A 16,766-nucleotide genomic window follows, 5' to 3' on the forward strand; every position below is an offset into this window, starting at 1 on the left:
GGGCTTCGGGGCCGGGCACCAACCGGGCGGTTCCGGCCCATCAGCTCACATCAGGGGCGTGAGGAAGCGCCGTAGCGCCTCTTCGTAGCCGGTGGGGTCGGCATTCCACATCGCCGCATGCGGAGCCTGCGGTACGGAGTGGAGGCTCACCAGGTCGGGGCGGCGTGCGGCGAGCTCCCTGGACGGCTCCCAGGGGGCCAGGGTGTCGTCGGGGCCGTGGACGATCAGGGTGGGGGCGTGCAGGGCCGTCGGCACCGAGGTGTCCAGGAGCCGGGCGCCGTGCAGCCCGGTCTGGCCCTGGGCCGCCCGGACGGCGAGGGGCAGCAGCGCGGAGGGGACGCCCCGGGCCGAGGCGAGAGCGCGCAGGGTGGTCTTCCAGTCCATGACCGGGGAGTCGAGGACGAGGCCGCGGATGCGGTCGCGGAGGGCGGAGTTGACGGCCGCGTGCAGGGCCATCGAGGCGCCGGACGACCAGCCGTGGAGGATGACGTCCTCGGCCCCGTAGCGCACGGCGTAGCGGATGGCGGCGTCGAGGTCGCGCCATTCGGACTCGCCGAGGTGGGCGAGTCCGTCCGGGGAGCGCGGGGCGCCCGCGTCACCGCGGTAGGCGAGGGCGAGCACGGGGAACTGCTGGGCGTGCAGGAATCCCATCAGGTTCATGGGGTGGTCCCGGGTGGTGCCGAGGCCGTGCACGGCGATCACCCAGGTGTCGCGGGCACCGGGGACGAACCAGGCGGGCAGGGCGCCGAGCTCGCCGGGGACCTCGGCCTCCTTGTACGTGAGGCCGAGGGCGGTGAGCGGGTCACCGCGGTGGAGCTCCGGGGTGAGGCGGACCTTGGCGCCCCGCTTGAGGCTGCCGAGGGTCACGCCTTCCAGCCGGCGTACGACGGTGTCGGCCGAACCGTGGGGCGCCTGCTCCGTCACCGGGCCGACCACCGCGTGGACCCCGCGCCCGGTGAGCCCGTACGTGCCGGGGCGCAGCGCGGAGAAGGAGCGGGTCAGGGCGATCCGCCCGGCCGCCGTGGCGTGGACGGTGAGTCGGCGGTCGGCCGGGAAGGGGCGTGGCGAGGCCGCCCCGAGAGCGGCGTCGCTGGCGTAGCGGCCGGCGGCGACCGCTGCCGCGCCGACGCCGAGGACCGAGGTGGCGGCCACTGCCGCCGCTGTTGCCGGGCGCACGGCACCAGTGTCCTGGGCGGCGGCGCCGACGGCCAGTAGGCAACGGCCGTACGGGGTGGCGCCGGGCTCAGCCGGGCTGGCCGTACCCCTCCAGGGCGTCCTGCACGTCGCGCAGCTGGGCCGGGGTGAGGAGGGACGGCCGGTGGCCGGGCACCGAGCTCGCGGTGAGCCAGAGCCTGCACATCCACTCGAGCTGGGCGGTGCGGTCGTAGGCCTCGTCGAGGGTGCTCCCGTAGGTGACCGTGCCGTGGTTCTGCAGCAGGCAGCCGGTGCGCCCGCGCAGGGCGGCCAGCATGTTGCCGGCGAGTTCCGGCGTCCCGTAGCGCGCGTAGGCGGCGGTGCGGACGGGGCCGCCGAGCAGGGCGGCGGCGTAGTGGACGAGCGGTATCTCGGTGACGAGGGTGGAGACGGCCGTGGCGTGCACCGCGTGGGTGTGGACGACGGCCGCGGCGTCGCTGTGGCGGTAGACGGCCAGGTGGAGCGGGAGCTCGCTGGTGGGGGCCAGCTCGCCGAGGACCTGGCGTCCTTCGAGGTCGACGCCGACCGCGTCCCCGGGGCCGAGCCGGTCGTAGGGCACCCCGCTGGGGGTGACCAGGACGAGTCCGCCGGCCCGGGCCGAGACGTTGCCCGAGGTGCCGACGACCAGGCCCTCCGCCGCCGTTCTCCGGGCCGTCGCCACGACACCGTCCCACGCCTGTCGGATCGCGTCCTCGTCCACGTCACTCATGCGGTGATCCTAGGGTCACGTGACCGAGGTCTCTTCGGAGGGACACCCGGGCAGGACGCCGGTTGACGGCCGCGGGGCCGATACCGGGCGGAGACCGGGCGGGTGCCGGTTCCCGCACCGGTCCGGGGATCTCCGGCGCACCCTCCACGCACACAAGCGGAACCGGCGCATGCGGTTGGGGTCACCGTGACGCCCTGCCCAGTTCACCTTCCGTTCATCCTGGTTGCTTACGTTCCACGTGCCAATGACGTCGAACGATTGCCTGGGTAAATGGAACACATCACGCTGCTGCTCGCGATCGTGATCGTGACAGCTCTCGTGTTCGATTTCACGAACGGTTTCCACGACACCGCCAACGCGATGGCCACCACCATCTCGACCGGCGCTCTCAAGCCCAAGACAGCGGTGGCCATGTCCGCCGTTCTCAACCTCGTAGGCGCGTTCCTGTCGGTGGAGGTCGCCAAGACGATCTCCGGCGGCATCATCAATGAGGACGGTCTCAGAACCGAGGTCATCTTCGCCGCGCTCGTCGGCGCCATCCTGTGGAATCTGCTGACCTGGCTGGTCGGCCTGCCCTCCAGTTCCTCCCACGCGCTCTTCGGCGGTCTCATCGGCGCCGCGGTCATGTCGGCCGGGTGGTCCTCGATCGACGGCGGCACCGTCGTCACCAAGGTCCTGCTGCCCGCGGTCGCCGCGCCGCTCGTCGCCGGTGTCGCCGCGCTGCTGGCCACGAGGCTGACGTACCGCCTCAACCGGAAGATCACCGACGAGGCCCAGCTGAAGTCGACCGCCAAGGGTTACCGCGCCGGCCAGATCGCCTCGGCCGGTCTCGTCTCGCTCGCCCACGGCACCAACGACGCGCAGAAGACCATGGGCATCATCACCCTGGCCCTGGTCACCGGCGGGGTCCTCGCCCCCGGCTCCAACCCGCCGGTCTGGGTCATCGCCTCCGCCGGTATCGCCATCGCGCTGGGCACCTATCTCGGCGGCTGGCGCATCATCCGCACCATGGGCAGCGGTCTCACCGACCTCCGCCCGCCGCAGGGCTTCGCGGCCCAGACGAGCGCGGCCACGGTCATCCTGGCCTCCTCGCACCTCGGTTTCTCGCTCTCCACCACGCAGTCGTGCTCCGGGGCCGTCATGGGCGCGGGTCTCGGCCGCAAGGGCGGCACGGTCCGCTGGTCCACCGCCACCCGGATGTTCGTCGCGTGGGGCCTGACCCTGCCGGCCGCCGGTCTGATCGGGGCGGGCGCCGAGTTCCTGACCAAGCAGGGCCCCTGGGGTGTCGCGGTGGTCGCCGTGATCCTCGTCGCCGGCTCCGCCGCCATCTGGCTGCTGTCGCGCCGCAAGCCGGTCGACCACACCAACGTGAACGCGGACACCGAGCCCGCGGGCATCGTCACCACCGCCATCTCGGCGGTCAGCCCGCCGCCCGCCGGTACCCTCCCGCCGGACCTCAAGACCACCATCCCGGCCCCGGTTCCCACGGCCGGAACCCCGGCCGACCCGGCCACGGTGTAAGGACAGATCCGCATGAACATCGACTGGGCAGCTCTCGCATCCGTCTTCGGCGTCAGCCTCGTGGTCACCGTCGCACTGGTCGGCCTCTTCACCCTCGGCATCACGGGCCTGGCGAAGCAGGTCCCCACGGCGCAGGGGGCCGGCGGTGCCGGCGTCCTGGTGCGCACCGGCGCGTACGCCTGCTTCGGGCTGTGCGTGGCGGCGGTCGCGTACGGGATCTATCTGATCGTCGCCTGACCGCTCCCACGTGGACACCCACCGGGCCGGACACACCACGTGTGTCCGGCCCGGTGTGCGTCTGAGCACACCGAAGCCCCGCAGGTCAACGGCAGGTTGACGGGCATTCGTGGGGCATGGTGGACTGCCGGAGCCGTTTACGGCGACAGGAGAGGAAGCCGGTGCGAGTCCGGCGCGGTCCCGCCACTGTCACCGGGGAGCAGCCTCCGTACGGAAGTCACGGTCCGCCACCGCGGACTGGAAGGCCGGGGGGGAACTGCGGATCCGGGAGCCAGGAGACTCTCGTCGCCGGTCACGTCGAACCAGGGCGCGGACCCTGAGTGAGGACATACGTCATGCCTGGCTGCCCCGTGTCGGTCGCTGCACCACCTGCCTCGAAGCCCCGTCGAGGCGCGACGGCCGGCTGAGCGGTGCGAGCCGACCGCATCTTCGCGTACGGCGCCGCCGCCGGCCTGGTCGGCGACCTGCTGCTCGGTGATCCCCGGCGGGGCCACCCCGTCGCCGCCTTCGGGCGCGCCGCGGCGGGCGCCGAGAACCGGCTGTGGCGCGATCACCGCGGCTGGGGCGCCCTGCACACGCTCGTCTGCGCCGGCGGCGCCACGGGCGCCGCCGCGCTGGCCGCCCGCGCCGTACGGAACCGTCCCGCCGCCGCCGTGGCGCTGACCGCCGCCGCCACCTGGTCGGTCGTCGGGGGCACCTCGCTGGGGCGCGAGGCGCGCGCCGTCGGCGGGGCACTGGCCGCCGGGGACATCGAGCTGGCCCGGGAGCGGCTGCCGCATCTGTGCGGCCGCGATCCGCAGGCCCTGGACGGACAGCAGATCGCCCGTGCGGTGGTGGAGTCCGTCGCCGAGAACACCTCCGACGCCGTCGTGGGAGCCCTTGTGTGGGGCGCGCTCGGCGGAGTGCCCGGGCTCGTCGGCTTCCGGGCCGTCAACACGCTCGACGCGATGGTCGGGCACAAGTCGCCCCGCTACCGGCGCTACGGCTGGGCCTCGGCCCGGCTCGACGACGTCGCCGGCTGGCCCGGGGCCCGGCTCACCGCGGTGCTGGCCGTGGCCGCCGGGGGGCGCCCCCGCGAGGCCGTCCGGGCCTGGCGGGCCGACGCGGGCAGGCACCCCAGCCCCAACGCGGGCCCGGTGGAGGCCTCGTTCGCGGGAGCGCTCGGGGTACGGCTCGGCGGCACCCTCGCGTACGGCGGGCGGGTCGAGCACCGGCCGGTGCTCAACGGCGAGGCCGGCCGGGACGTGCGGGTCACGGACATCGAACGCGCGGTGCGGCTGTCGCGCCGGGTGAGTGTGCTGGCCCTCGCCGTGTGCGCGGCGGGGCGGCTGGCCATGGGACGGAGAGCCGGATGAGCGGCGGACTGCTGGTCGCGGGGACCACTTCGGACGCGGGCAAGAGCGTCGTCACGGCCGGGATCTGCCGGTGGCTGGTGCGCCGGGGGGTGAAGGTCGCGCCGTTCAAGGCGCAGAACATGTCGCTGAACTCGTTCGTCACCCGGGAGGGGGCGGAGATCGGCCGCGCCCAGGCGATGCAGGCGCAGGCCGCCCGGGTGGAGCCGTCCGCGCTGATGAACCCGGTGCTGCTCAAGCCCGGCGGTGACCGGTCGAGCCAGGTCGTCCTGATGGGGAAGCCGGTCGGCGAGATGAGTGCGCGCGGTTACCACGGGGGGCGGCAGGAAGCCCTCCTCGGGACGGTCGTGGACTGTCTGGAGCAGCTGCGGGCCACCTATGACGCGGTGATCTGCGAGGGGGCGGGCAGTCCGGCCGAGATCAATCTGCGGCGCACGGACATCGTGAACATGGGTGTCGCGCGGGCCGCGCGCTTTCCCGTGCTGGTGGTCGGCGACATCGACCGGGGCGGTGTGTTCGCCTCGTTCTTCGGTACGACGGCGCTGCTGAGCCCCGAGGACCAGTCGCTGGTCGCCGGGTACCTCGTCAACAAGTTCCGCGGTGACGTGTCACTGCTGGAGCCCGGTCTCGACATGCTGCTGGGGCTCACGGGGCGGCCGACGTACGGGGTGCTTCCCTACGCCCATGGCCTGGGCATCGACGAGGAGGACGGGCTGCGGGTGTCGATGCGCGGCGCCGTACGGGAGTCGGTCGTGGCGCCGCCGCACGGCGAGGACGTGCTGCGGGTCGCGGTGTGCGCCGTCCCGTTGATGTCGAACTTCACCGATGTGGACGCGCTGGCGGCCGAGCCGGGTGTGGTCGTGCGGTTCGTGGACCGGGCGGAGGAGCTCACCGACGCGGACCTCGTGATCGTGCCCGGGACGCGGGGCACCGTGAAGGCGCTGGCGTGGCTGCGCGAGCGGGGACTGGCCGGCGCGCTGCTGCGGAGGGCCGCCGAGGGGCGGCCGGTGCTGGGGATCTGCGGCGGCTTCCAGGTGCTGGGCGAGCGCATCGAGGACGACGTGGAGTCGCGGGCCGGCTTGGTCGAGGGACTCGGTCTGCTGCCGGTACGGGTCCGCTTCGGCCGGGAGAAGGTCCTGGCCAGGCCCGTGGGATCGGCGCTCGGGGAGACGGTGGAGGGGTACGAGATCCATCACGGGGTCGCCGAGGTGAGCGGCGGCGAGCCGTTCCTGGACGGGTGCCGGGTGGGTTCGGTCTGGGGGACGCACTGGCACGGGTCGCTGGAGAGCGACGCGTTCCGGCGCGCGTTCCTGGGCGAGGTGGCGCGGGCCGCGGGACGGCGGTTCACGGCGGCGCCCGACACGGGTTTCGGGGCGTTGCGGGAGGAACAGCTGGACCGGCTGGGGGACCTGATCGAGGAACACGCGGACACCGACGCGCTGTGGCGGCTGATCGAGACCGGCGTGCCCGGGGGGCTGCCGTTCCTCCCGCCCGGCGCGCCGCCGGTGCCGGAGGCGCCGGGCGCAAAGGCGCCTGCGGCGGGGCTGTCCCCCCGCCCCGCCCCTTCCCGTGACAGGGGCTCCGCCCCGGACCCCGGCCCTCGGACTCCCCCGGACCTCGACCGGGGGGACCCGCACGGGCCCGAGTTGTTGCCCCGCACTCCGGAAGCCCGGGTGGATCCCGGGGCCGGCACCGATGTTTCTGTGAACGAGGAGGCCCTGTGAGTACGCCGTATCCCTTCACCGCCATCGTGGGGCAGGACGATCTGCGGCTCGGGCTCCTGCTCAACGCCGTCAGTCCCGCCGTCGGCGGGGTCCTGGTCCGGGGTGAGAAGGGCACCGCCAAGTCCACCGCCGTGCGGGCGCTCGCCGCGCTGATGCCCGAGGTCGCCGTCGTGGCCGGGTGCCGCTTCTCGTGCGAGCCGGCAGCGCCTGATCCGGCGTGCCCCGACGGCCCCCACGAGACGGGTACGGGCGTGTCGCGTCCGGCGCGGACCGTGGAGCTTCCGGTCGGCGCGTCGGAGGACCGGCTGGTCGGGGCGCTCGACATCGAACGGGCCCTCTCGGAGGGTGTGAAGGCCTTCGAGCCGGGTCTCCTCGCCGAGGCCCACCGCGGGATCCTGTACGTCGACGAGGTCAACCTCCTTCATGACCACCTGGTGGACCTGCTGCTCGACGCGGCGGCCATGGGCGCCTCCTACGTCGAGCGTGAGGGCGTCTCCGTCCGTCACGCGGCCCGCTTCCTGCTGGTCGGGACGATGAACCCGGAGGAGGGCGAGCTCCGGCCGCAGTTGCTGGACCGCTTCGGGCTGACCGTCGAGGTGGCCGCCTCGCGTGAGACGGACCTGCGCGTCGAGGTCGTGCGGCGCAGGCTCGCCCACGACGACGACCCGGCCGCCTTCGCCGCGCGGTGGGCCGACGAGGAGGCCGCGTTGCGGGAGCGGATCGTCGCCGCGCGCGCCCTGCTCCCCCGTGTGGTGCTCGGCGACGGCGTGTTGCGGCAGATCGCGGCGACGTGTGCGGCGTTCGAGGTCGACGGGATGCGAGCCGACATCGTCATGGCCCGCACGGCGACGGCGCTGGCGGCGTGGGCGGGGCGTGAGGAGGTCGTCGCGGACGACGTGCGGCAGGCCGCGCTCCTGGCACTCCCCCACCGGCGCCGGCGCAATCCGTTCGATGCGCCCGGGCTGGACGAGGACAAGCTGGACGAGGCCCTCCGGGACGCGGAGGACGAGGACGGCCGGGGTGACGACGATCCGGACCCCGACGGGCCCGGTGGCGGGGTGCCCCCGCAGGGCGGCGGCCCCGACGACGGCGGTACGGACGCGGCCGGCCCCGACGACGGCGGCTCCGGCGCGCCCGGCCGGGAGGAGGCCGGGAGCGGCGACGCGCCCGCGCCGGGCGGGGGGCCCGGTGAGCAGCAGCCCGTGCGGGCCGGCGAGCCGTTCCGCACGAAGATGCTCAGTGTGCCCGGACTCGGTGAGGGAGCGGCCGGGCGGCGGTCCAGGGCGCGTACCGAGCACGGCCGGACCACCGGGTCGCGGCGGCCCGAGGGCGCCCTGACGAAGCTGCACCTCGCGGCGACCGTACAGGCCGCGGCACCGCACCAGCGGGCGCGCGGCCGGTCGGGGCGGGGTCTGGTCGTACGGCGTGACGATCTGCGGCAGGCGACGCGGGAGGGGCGCGAGGGCAATCTCGTGCTGTTCGTCGTGGACGCCTCCGGGTCGATGGCGGCCCGGCAGCGGATGAGTGCCGTGAAGGGGGCGGTGATGTCGCTGCTCCTGGACGCCTACCAGCGCCGGGACAAGGTCGGTCTGGTCACCTTCCGGGGCAAGGACGCCGAGGTGGTGCTGCCGCCCACCTCGTCGGTGGACGCGGCGGCGGCACGGCTGGAGGCGCTGCCGACCGGCGGACGGACCCCGCTGGCCGCCGGGCTGCTCAAGGCGCACGACGTGCTGCGGGTCGAGCGGCTGCGCGATCCGTCGCGGCGGCCCCTGCTCGTCGTGGTGACGGACGGCCGGGCCACCGGGGGCGTCGACCCGGTGGCGCTGGCGGCGCGGGCCGGGCGGCTGCACGCCTCCGAGGGCACCGCGTCGGTCGTCGTGGACTGCGAGTCGGGGTTCGTACGCCTCGGTCTCGCCGCACAGCTCGCACGGGATCTGGGAGGCGGCGCGGTCACGCTCGACGAGCTGCGCGCCGACTCGATCGCCGGGCTGGTCAAGGACATCACTGCTGCCGGGAGGGCCGCTTAATGCCACAGGGACAGCCGGTATCGGTACCGGACGACGGGCTGACGACACGTCAGCGGAGGAACCGTCCGCTGTTGTTCGTCCACACGGGCACCGGCAAGGGAAAATCGACGGCGGCCTTCGGGCTGGCGCTGCGGGCCTGGAACCAGGGCTGGCCGATCGGGGTGTTCCAGTTCGTGAAGTCGGCGAAGTGGAAGGTCGGCGAGGAGAACGCGCTCAAGGTGCTCGGGGCGAGCGGCGAGGGCGGCACCGTCGACTGGCACAAGATGGGCGAGGGCTGGTCATGGGTCCAGCGCGGCATCCACGGTGACAACTCCGACAACGAGGAGAAGGCCCGCGAAGGGTGGGAGCAGGTCAAGCGTGACCTGGCCGCCGAGACGTACAAGCTGTACGTGCTCGACGAGTTCGCCTATCCGATGCACTGGGGCTGGATCGACACCGACGAGGTCGTCGAGGTGATGCGGGGACGTCCGGGCACGCAGCACGTGGTGATCACGGGGCGGAACGCTCCGCAGAAGCTGATCGAGGCCGCCGACCTGGTGACCGACATGTCGAAGGTCAAGCACCCGATGGACGCCGGCCAGAAGGGCCAGAGAGGCATCGAGTGGTGAGCGTTCCTCGTCTGGTCGTCGCGGCGCCCGCCTCGGGCAGCGGCAAGACCACGGTCGCCACGGGCCTGATGGCGGCCTTCGCGGGGCGCGGGCTCGCGGTGTCCCCGCACAAGGTGGGCCCCGACTACATCGACCCGGGTTACCACGCGCTGGCCACCGGGCGCCCGGGGCGCAACCTCGACGCGTACATGTGCGGGCCCGGTCTGATCGCCCCGCTGTTCACGCACGGGGCGAGCGGCTGCGACCTGGCCGTCGTCGAAGGGGTGATGGGGCTGTACGACGGGGCCTCGGGGCAGGGTGAACTCGCCTCGACCGCCCAGGTGTCCAAGCTGCTGCGGGCGCCCGTCGTGTTGGTCGTCGACGCGTCCTCGCAGTCGCGTTCGGTCGCGGCCCTCGTGCACGGTTTCGCCTCCTGGGACCCCGAGGTGCGGATCGGCGGGGTGATCCTGAACAAGGTGGCCTCCGACCGCCATGAGGCGCTGCTCCGGGAGGCGCTCGACGAGTCGGGGCTGCCGGTGCTCGGGGTGCTGCGGCGGGCCCCGCAGGTGGCGACCCCCTCACGCCACCTGGGCCTGGTCCCGGTGGCCGAGCGGCAGGCCGACGCCCTGGACGCCGTACGGGCCATGGGTGAGCGCGTCCGGGAGGGCTGCGACCTGGACGCCCTGCTGGCGCTGGCCCGTTCGGCGCCCGCCCTGCCCGACGAGGCGTGGGGGCCGGAGCACCGCCCAGGGCCGGGGGTCCGGCCGGTGGTGGCCGTGGCGGGCGGCGCGGCTTTCACGTTCGCCTACGCGGAGCACGCCGAGTTGCTGACGGCGGCGGGCGCGGAGGTGGTCGTCTTCGATCCCCTGCGCGACGAGAAGCTGCCCGTGGGCACGGCGGGGCTGGTCATCGGCGGCGGCTTCCCCGAGGTGTACGCGCCGGAGCTGTCGGCGAACGAGCCGCTGCGCCGGGCGGTCACGGAGCTGGCCCTGTCCGGCGCCCCGGTGGCCGCGGAGTGCGCGGGGCTGCTCTATCTGGCCCGCGAGCTGGACGGCCGGCCGATGTGCGGGGTACTGGACGCGTCGGCCCGGATGTCCGAGCGGCTGACGCTCGGCTACCGGCAGGCGGTGGCGGTGTCCGACAGCGTGCTGGCCGTGTCCGGGACCCGGCTGCGCGGACACGAGTTCCACCGGACGGTGCTGGAGCCCGGGGCCGGGGCGACGCCCGCCTGGGGCCTGCACCAGCCGGAGCGGCGGGTGGAGGGCTTCGTGCAGCAGGGCGTGCACGCGAGTTACCTGCACACGCACTGGGCGTCGGCGCCGGGCGTGGCCCGTCGTTTCGTGGAGCAGTGCCGGGGGTGACGTCACTCCGCTCCGGTGGGCCGGTGGCGGGGGTGACGTCACTCCGCGATGCCGACGACCAGCCAGATGAAGCCCACCCCGGTGACGGTGCACAGCAGCGTGGAGCGGGCCGGGTGGTCGTGGTGCGCCTCGGGGAGGATCTCCGCCGCGGCGAGGTAGAGGAGCGCCCCGCCGAAGAAGCCGAGATAGCAGCCGAGCAGTTCCTCCGGAAGGGTGAACAGCAGAGTGGTCGCGGCGCCCACGATCGGGGCCAGGGCGTCCGCGTACAGCATCAGGAACGCCTTGCGGCGGGCGTTCCCGTAGAGGCTGGTGATCGTGTACGTGTTGAATCCGTCGGCGAAGTCGTGGGTGATGACGGCGAGCGCGACAGCAGCTCCCATTCCGCCACCGATCTGGAACGCGGCACCGAGCGCGACGCCGTCCATCAGGCTGTGCCCCACCATCGCGGCCGCCGCCGTCAGCCCGACCTGCGGCACCCGTTCCTCGCCCGCCCCGTGTGCCGCCTGCCGTACGGCGAGGGAACGCTCGACAAGATGGGCCGTCAGGAAGCCGCCCACGAACAGCAGCAGGGCCGCCGGCACGCCGAAGACCACACCGCCCGCGGCTTCCATCGCCTCGGGCAGCAGGTCGAGGCCGACGACGCCCAGCATCAGCCCGCCGGCGAAGCCGAGCACGAGGTGCCGGCGGTCACTGACGCGCTGTGCGACCCAGCCGCCCGCCAGGGTCATCAGGAACGCGCCGAGCGCGACGAATACCGCCATGGGCCCTTGCTAACGGATCACCCCCTCCTCCCGCACCTCGGGCACCCCTTACCTGTGTTCCCGCCCCCACCCCCCTGACCCCCTCGTCCGTGTGTGTGAAAGGACTTCCCCTCATGACCCGTGCGGCGCTCGTCGTCGGCGTCGGTGCCCGTCGCGGCGTCACGGCCGAGGAGGTCCTCGGGCTGATCCGGAGGGCGCTCCAGGAGGCCGGACCGGCGGCCGGTGACGTGGTCGAGCTGGCGACCCTCGACAGCAGGGCGGACGAGCCGGGGATCGCCGGCGCCGCCGCTCTCCTCGGGGTGCCCGTACGGTCGTACACGGCCGGAGCGTTGGCGCGGGTCCCTGTGCCCAACCCCGCTGCGGCGCCCCGCAAGGCTGTGGCCACCGGGTCCGTCGCGGAGGCTGCCGCGCTCATGGACGCCGGTGAACTGCTGGTGGCCAAGCGGAAATCGGCGTCGGCGACCTGCGCGGTGGCCCGCCGGGGAAAGCTGGACGACACCTCGGCATCGACGAATCGCGCCGAGCCGTTCACCATGGCTGCCATGCTGCCCCCCACGAAGCACACCGAGAGCGCCGGGCCCGACCTGCGGCACCACGGCGACGCGGAAGTACGCGGCCTGGACCTGACCGATCTCGCCGTCAACGTCCGGTCCGGCACACCCCCGGACTGGCTGCGGCAGCGGATAACCGCCTCACTGGGATCGCTGGCCGCCTATCCGGACGGGCGCCCGGCGCGGACGGCGGTCGCCGGACGGCACGGGCTGCCCGAGGAGAGAGTCCTGCTCACGGCGGGCGCGGCCGAGGCGTTCGTCCTGATCGCGCGGGCACTGCCCGTCCGGCGGCCGGTCGTCGTGCATCCGCAGTTCACCGAGCCGGAGGCGGCCCTGCGTGCTGCCGGGCACGAGGTCGGACGGGTGCTGCTGCGCCCTGAGGACGGCTTCCGGCTGGATCCGGCGGAGGTGCCGGAGGACGCGGATCTGGTGGTGGTCGGCAACCCGACCAACCCGACGTCCGTGCTCCATCCCGCGGGTGTGCTGGAGCAACTGGCACGTCCCGGACGGACGCTGGTGGTCGACGAGGCGTTCATGGACGCCGTGCCGGGCGAACGCGAGGCGCTCTGCGGGCGTACGGACGTCCCCGGGCTGGTGGTGCTGCGCAGCCTCACCAAGACCTGGGGGCTGGCGGGGCTGCGCATCGGTTACGTACTGGCCGATCCGGCGACGATCGCGGCGCTGCAGGAGGCGCAGCCCCTGTGGCCGGTGTCCTCCCCCGCGCTGGCGGCCGCTGAGGCGTGCATGGAGCCGCGTGCGCTGGTCGAGGCGGCGGACGCGGCGGACCGGGCCGCGGTGGACCGGGCCCATCTGCTGGCCGGGCTCGCGGAGTTCAGCGAGGTGCGGGTGGTGGAGCCGGCCGCCGGGCCGTTCGTGCTGCTGCGGCTGGAGCGGGCGGACGAGGTCCGGGAGCTGCTGCGCTCGCGCGGGTTCGCGGCGCGGCGCGGGGACACGTTCCCCGGACTGGGCAGCGAGTGGCTGCGGATCGCCGTGCGCGACCGTGTGACGACCAACAGATTTCTGCAGGCGCTCGACCTGGCTCTGCAGGGGCTGCCCCGGAGACCCGTCGGCTGACGGCCCCCGGGGCGAGGAGCGGAGTCCTCCCACACGGCCACCGCTCTGCACGGAAGGCGGCCGGCCCCGGGCGCGCCCGCGGGCGACGGCCGTCCTGCCGGCACCGGCCGCCGGCAGGAGGGCGGTGGTCCTCGCGGTGTACGGGGCCGGGGAGCCGGATCCGGCCCCGGCGGGGTCACCGGTGCCGGCGGTCCGGGCCGGTCACGGCCCGGGGCACCGCCGGGCGGCCCGGCGCCCGCCCTCGAGGCCGGCCGGCTGTCAGCCCGTCACCCGCCCGTTGAGCACCACCCTCCGCGGGGAGGCCAGCACCCGTACGTCCGCCCTCGGGTCCTCGTCGTACATCACCAGGTCCGCCGGGGCGCCCTCCTCGAGCACCGGCCGGCCGAGCCACCGCCGCGCGCCCCAGGCCGTCGCGGAGAGCGCGTCGAGGGCCGGGATGCCCGCCTTCACCAGTTCGGCGACCTCCGACGCGATCAGGCCGTGGGCGAGCGACCCGCCGGCGTCCGTACCGGTGAAGACCGGGATCCCCGCGTCGTACGCCGCGCGCACGGTGTCGTACCGGCCTTCGTGGAGGCGCCGCATATGGGCGGACCAGCGGGGGAACCTGGCTTCGCCGGCCGCGGCGAGGTCGGGGAAGGTGGCGATGTTGACCAGGGTCGGGACGATGGCCACGCCGCGCTCCGCGAAGAGCGGAATGGTGTCCTCCGTCAGTCCCGTCGCATGCTCGATGCAGTCGATCCCGGCCTCCACCAGGTCCCGCAGCGCGTCCTCGGCGAAGCAGTGGGCGGTGACCCGGGCGCCGAGCCGGTGCGCCTCGGCGATCGCCGCCTCCACCTCGCCGCGCGGCCAGCAGGCGGTCAGGTCCCCGGCGTCCCGGTCGATCCAGTCACCCACCAGCTTCACCCAGCCGTCGCCGCGCCGTGCCTCCTGCGCGACGTAGGCGACGAGGTCGCCGGGCTCGATCTCATGGGCGAAGTTACGGAGGTAGCGGCGGGTCCTGGCGATGTGCCGCCCCGCCCTGATGATCTTCGGCAGGTCCTCCCGCTCGTCCACCCACCGGGTGTCGGAGGGCGATCCGGCGTCCCGGATGAGCAACGTGCCCGCCTCCCGGTCGGTGAGGGCCTGCTTCTCACTCGTCTCCGCGTCGACGGGCCCCTGGTGGCCGAGGCCTACATGGCAGTGCGCGTCCACGAGGCCGGGCAGCACCCACCCCGTGAGCGTCACGGCGTCGTCCGCGCCCGGCGGCCTCTCGTAGGTGATCCGCCCGTCGACCGCCCAGAGCCCGTCCCTCACCTCGTCGGGGCCGACGAGCACCCGCCCCTCGATCCGCAGCACCGGCGCCACCTCGTGATCACTCATGGGCAGCACTGTACGAGGCGGTCCCGCCTGGGCCCCAGGGGCCCGGGAGGTCCTGGGTACCCTCGACGCAGGCGCTGAACCGCGCACCGGCCGAACCGAAGAGAGCACCACCGTGACACACCCGTTCCTCGACCTCGCCCCGCTCACCGCCGCACGTTTCGCAGCGATCGAACGGAGGGTGGCCGCTCTCCTCGCCACCGAGCAGGACGTCGTCATCATGCAGGGTGAGGCGCTGTTGCCCCTCGAAGGGTGCATCCGGGGCGGCGCCCGGCCCGGCTCGGCCGCGCTGAACGTCGTCACCGGGCCGTACGGCCAGACGTTCGGCAACTGGCTGCGCGACTGCGGCGCCGAGGTCGTCGATCTCGAGGTGCCCTTCCACTCGGCGGTCACCGCCGAGCAGGTGGAGCGGGCGCTGACCGGGCACCCCGGGATCGACTTCGTGTCGCTGGTGCACGCCGAGGCGGCGACCGGCAACACCAACCCGGTCGCGGAGATCGGCGAGGTGGTCCGGGCGCACGGCGCTCTGTTCATGGTGGACGCCGTCGCGTCGGTGGGCGCGGAACCGCTGCTGGTGGACGCCTGGGGCGTGGACCTGTGTGTCATCGGTGCGCAGAAGGCGATGGGCGGCCCGGCCGGGGTCTCCGCGGTCTCGGTGAGCGCGCGGGCGTGGGAGCGGATGGCCGCCAATCCGCAGGCTCCGCGCCAGTCGTACCTCTCGCTGCTCGACTGGAAGGCCCGCTGGATCGACGGCGGCCGGAAGGCGCTGCCGCACGCTCCGGCCCAGCTGGAGATGCTGGCGCTCGACGCGTGCCTGGAGCGGATCGAGGCGGAGGGGCCGGACACGGTCATGGCACGGCACGCGTCGGCGGCCGCGGCCACCCGCGCGGGCGCCGGGGCGCTCGGCGGCGGGCTGGAGCCGTACGTCCACGACGCCCGTGACGCGGCGCCGGTCGCCACGACGCTGCGCACTCCGGTGGGCGTCAACGCCTCGGAACTGGTCGCGCGGGCCCTGGCGGCCGACGCGTCGCTGCCGCTGATCGCCGGGGGCGGAGCACTGTCCGAGGAGATGATCCGGGTCAACCACTACGGCGTGGACGCGACGCGGGACGCGGTCCTCTCCTCGCTGGCCGCCCTGGGCACCGCGCTGGCCGACGCGGGCCGGAAGACCGATATCGAGGCTGCCCGGAAAGCCGTCACGGAAACCTGGCCGAACAACTGAATTCAATGACGCCCCCATCGCGGGGGATTCAATCGACGCAAAAGGGGAGCTGCTTTATCGGGAGCAGCTCCCCGCATTCTTCTTCCCCGGTTCCCCTGCCCTAAACGCCACAGTTTTCGTCGGACGGATCCACGCGATCCGACCAGGCGTCACGAGAGTTACAACTATGTGACCGACCCCACACGAGGTCCGTTATGACCGTTAAATCCTGGACACATCTAACGAAATGACCCACCTGCCGAGACCGGCCCGCGCCCGCGTGATAACACAGCAGGCGTCTTCACCCAACCCCCTGCGGCGATGCAATTTTGATTTTTGCTGGGTAAATTCAATTCGCATGACCGCCGCACCAGCAGATTTTGCACGTGCCCGAAGTGAATTCCTGAGCATCGACACCCCGCGAGTGGAGGACGGAGCCGCGATCTGGCGCATTGCCCGCGACTCCGAGGTCCTGGACCTCAACTCCTCGTACAGTTACCTGCTGTGGTGCCGTGACTTCGCCGCGACCTCCGTGGTCGCCCGCGACGAGAACGGCGACCCGATCGCCTTCGTGACCGGGTACATCCGCCCCGAGCAGCCCGGCACGCTCGTCGTCTGGCAGGTGGCCGTCGACAAGGCCCACCGCGGCAAGGGACTGGCGGCCACACTGCTGGACGCGTTGACCACCCGCGTCGCCTCCGACCAGGGCCTGTCATCGGTCGAGACGACCATCACCCCGGACAACGCCGCCTCCGACCGGCTGTTCACCTCCTTCGCGCAGCGGCACGACGTGCCGCTCGAGCGTGAGGTGCTCTTCGACGGGGCTCTGTTCCCCGAAGGAACACACCTGCCGGAGGTCCTCTACCGCATCGGTCCGTTCTAGGACCCCCCAGCACCTCTCCGCGCCCCGCCCGGGTGCGGCTCCCTGGGCAGGCCTGACCCGCCGCCCGTCACACCCCCTCGAGCAGGAGATCAGCTGTGACCATCACCCCGCCCGCCCTGAGTGTCTTCGAGAGCCTCGAATCGGAAGTACGGAGCTACTGCCGCAGCTGGCCCGCGGTGTTCGACCGGGCGCAGGGCGCCCGGCTGACGGACGAGGACGGCCACTCGT

14 protein-coding genes, 1 pseudogene and 1 riboswitch are annotated in these 16,766 nt (G+C 73.5%); of the genes and pseudogenes, 11 read left to right on the forward strand and 4 right to left on the reverse strand.

The window, feature by feature from the left end; translation table 11 throughout:
• Nucleotides 1-45 precede the first annotated feature (45 nt).
• Nucleotides 46-1,176: an alpha/beta hydrolase gene (locus ACF1FZ_RS32075; RefSeq protein WP_391776894.1), complete on the reverse strand. Its 1,131-nt coding sequence runs from the start codon at nt 1,174-1,176 to the stop codon at nt 46-48.
• A gap of 67 nt (nt 1,177-1,243) precedes the next feature.
• Nucleotides 1,244-1,903 carry a class II aldolase/adducin family protein gene (locus ACF1FZ_RS32080; RefSeq protein WP_391776895.1) on the reverse strand — a complete coding sequence of 220 codons (660 nt, stop codon included), beginning with the start codon at nt 1,901-1,903 and terminating at the stop codon, nt 1,244-1,246.
• 270 nt (nt 1,904-2,173) lie between these two features.
• Here ACF1FZ_RS32080 and ACF1FZ_RS32085 point away from each other — a divergent pair, with 270 nt between their 5' ends.
• The 7 genes from ACF1FZ_RS32085 to ACF1FZ_RS32115 all read left to right on the forward strand — a co-directional run bounded on the left by ACF1FZ_RS32085 (nt 2,174) and on the right by ACF1FZ_RS32115 (nt 10,712).
• Entirely contained in the window at nt 2,174-3,424 is a 1,251-nt protein-coding gene (locus ACF1FZ_RS32085) for an anion permease (RefSeq protein WP_391776896.1), read from the forward strand.
• A 12-nt stretch (nt 3,425-3,436) separates the two neighbouring features.
• Entirely contained in the window at nt 3,437-3,661 is a 225-nt protein-coding gene (locus ACF1FZ_RS32090) for a hypothetical protein (RefSeq protein ID WP_391776897.1), read from the forward strand.
• A gap of 150 nt (nt 3,662-3,811) precedes the next feature.
• Nucleotides 3,812-3,943, forward strand: a riboswitch (cobalamin riboswitch).
• 128 nt (nt 3,944-4,071) lie between these two features.
• Nucleotides 4,072-5,016 (forward strand): cobalamin biosynthesis protein, encoded by a 945-nt coding sequence (locus ACF1FZ_RS32095; RefSeq protein WP_391776898.1) that lies wholly within the window; start codon nt 4,072-4,074, stop codon nt 5,014-5,016.
• A complete protein-coding gene (locus ACF1FZ_RS32100; RefSeq protein ID WP_391776899.1) occupies nt 5,013-6,737 on the forward strand; it encodes a cobyric acid synthase in 1,725 nt (574 codons plus the stop codon). The genes ACF1FZ_RS32095 and ACF1FZ_RS32100 overlap by 4 nt, the downstream gene beginning before the upstream one ends.
• Nucleotides 6,734-8,764 (forward strand): putative cobaltochelatase, encoded by a 2,031-nt coding sequence (locus tag ACF1FZ_RS32105; RefSeq protein WP_391776900.1) that lies wholly within the window; start codon nt 6,734-6,736, stop codon nt 8,762-8,764. Before ACF1FZ_RS32100 ends, ACF1FZ_RS32105 begins: the two co-directional genes overlap by 4 nt.
• Complete coding sequence (gene cobO, locus ACF1FZ_RS32110) at nt 8,764-9,372, forward strand: cob(I)yrinic acid a,c-diamide adenosyltransferase (protein WP_391776901.1); 609 nt, start codon at nt 8,764-8,766, stop codon at nt 9,370-9,372. Before ACF1FZ_RS32105 ends, cobO begins: the two co-directional genes overlap by 1 nt.
• Nucleotides 9,366-10,712, forward strand: a complete 1,347-nt coding sequence (locus tag ACF1FZ_RS32115) for a cobyrinate a,c-diamide synthase (RefSeq protein ID WP_391776902.1) — start codon at nt 9,366-9,368, stop codon at nt 10,710-10,712. Before cobO ends, ACF1FZ_RS32115 begins: the two co-directional genes overlap by 7 nt.
• Nucleotides 10,713-10,750: 38 nt before the next feature.
• On the opposite strand, the gene ACF1FZ_RS32120 is transcribed toward ACF1FZ_RS32115, so the two are convergent.
• The gene (locus ACF1FZ_RS32120; RefSeq protein WP_391776903.1) at nt 10,751-11,473 is read right to left on the reverse strand and encodes a ZIP family metal transporter; all 723 of its coding nucleotides are present in this window, start codon (nt 11,471-11,473) and stop codon (nt 10,751-10,753) included.
• A gap of 113 nt (nt 11,474-11,586) precedes the next feature.
• Between ACF1FZ_RS32120 and cobC the strand changes: the two genes are divergently transcribed.
• Complete coding sequence (gene cobC, locus ACF1FZ_RS32125) at nt 11,587-13,098, forward strand: Rv2231c family pyridoxal phosphate-dependent protein CobC (RefSeq protein ID WP_391776904.1); 1,512 nt, start codon at nt 11,587-11,589, stop codon at nt 13,096-13,098.
• A 258-nt stretch (nt 13,099-13,356) separates the two neighbouring features.
• Here the strand turns inward: cobC and ACF1FZ_RS32130 are convergent, their stop codons facing one another.
• A complete protein-coding gene (locus ACF1FZ_RS32130) occupies nt 13,357-14,457 on the reverse strand; it encodes an amidohydrolase family protein (protein ID WP_391776905.1) in 1,101 nt (366 codons plus the stop codon).
• Nucleotides 14,458-14,569: 112 nt separating this feature from the next.
• Here ACF1FZ_RS32130 and ACF1FZ_RS32135 point away from each other — a divergent pair, with 112 nt between their 5' ends.
• From ACF1FZ_RS32135 to ACF1FZ_RS32145, 3 genes and pseudogenes are all read left to right on the forward strand, one after another.
• Nucleotides 14,570-15,676, forward strand: coding sequence for a pyridoxal-phosphate-dependent aminotransferase family protein (locus ACF1FZ_RS32135; RefSeq protein ID WP_391776906.1), 1,107 nt, complete (start codon nt 14,570-14,572; stop codon nt 15,674-15,676).
• Between the two features lie 337 nt (nt 15,677-16,013).
• Nucleotides 16,014-16,538, forward strand: a complete 525-nt coding sequence (gene ectA, locus ACF1FZ_RS32140; RefSeq protein WP_391776907.1) for a diaminobutyrate acetyltransferase — start codon at nt 16,014-16,016, stop codon at nt 16,536-16,538.
• Nucleotides 16,539-16,633: 95 nt separating this feature from the next.
• Nucleotides 16,634-16,766: pseudogene (locus ACF1FZ_RS32145) on the forward strand (diaminobutyrate--2-oxoglutarate transaminase); the annotation flags it as partial.

The sequence above is a fragment of the Streptomyces sp. NPDC014623 genome, assembly GCF_043088245.1.
Lineage (GTDB): Bacteria > Actinomycetota > Actinomycetes > Streptomycetales > Streptomycetaceae > Streptomyces.

Bases quoted from the DNA above. Each gene is read 5' to 3' on its own strand.
- cobC (WP_391776904.1), top strand. From the start codon at position 11,587: ATGACCCGTGCGGCGCTCGTCGTCGGCGTCGGTGCCCGTCGCGGCGTC.
- ACF1FZ_RS32085 (WP_391776896.1), top strand. From the start codon at position 2,174: ATGGAACACATCACGCTGCTGCTCGCGATCGTGATCGTGACAGCTCTC.
- ectA (WP_391776907.1), top strand. From the start codon at position 16,014: ATGACCGCCGCACCAGCAGATTTTGCACGTGCCCGAAGTGAATTCCTG.
- ACF1FZ_RS32100 (WP_391776899.1), top strand. From the start codon at position 5,013: ATGAGCGGCGGACTGCTGGTCGCGGGGACCACTTCGGACGCGGGCAAG.
- ACF1FZ_RS32090 (WP_391776897.1), top strand. From the start codon at position 3,437: ATGAACATCGACTGGGCAGCTCTCGCATCCGTCTTCGGCGTCAGCCTC.
- ACF1FZ_RS32130 (WP_391776905.1), bottom strand. From the start codon at position 14,457: ATGAGTGATCACGAGGTGGCGCCGGTGCTGCGGATCGAGGGGCGGGTG.
- ACF1FZ_RS32080 (WP_391776895.1), bottom strand. From the start codon at position 1,903: ATGAGTGACGTGGACGAGGACGCGATCCGACAGGCGTGGGACGGTGTC.
- cobO (WP_391776901.1), top strand. From the start codon at position 8,764: ATGCCACAGGGACAGCCGGTATCGGTACCGGACGACGGGCTGACGACA.
- ACF1FZ_RS32120 (WP_391776903.1), bottom strand. From the start codon at position 11,473: ATGGCGGTATTCGTCGCGCTCGGCGCGTTCCTGATGACCCTGGCGGGC.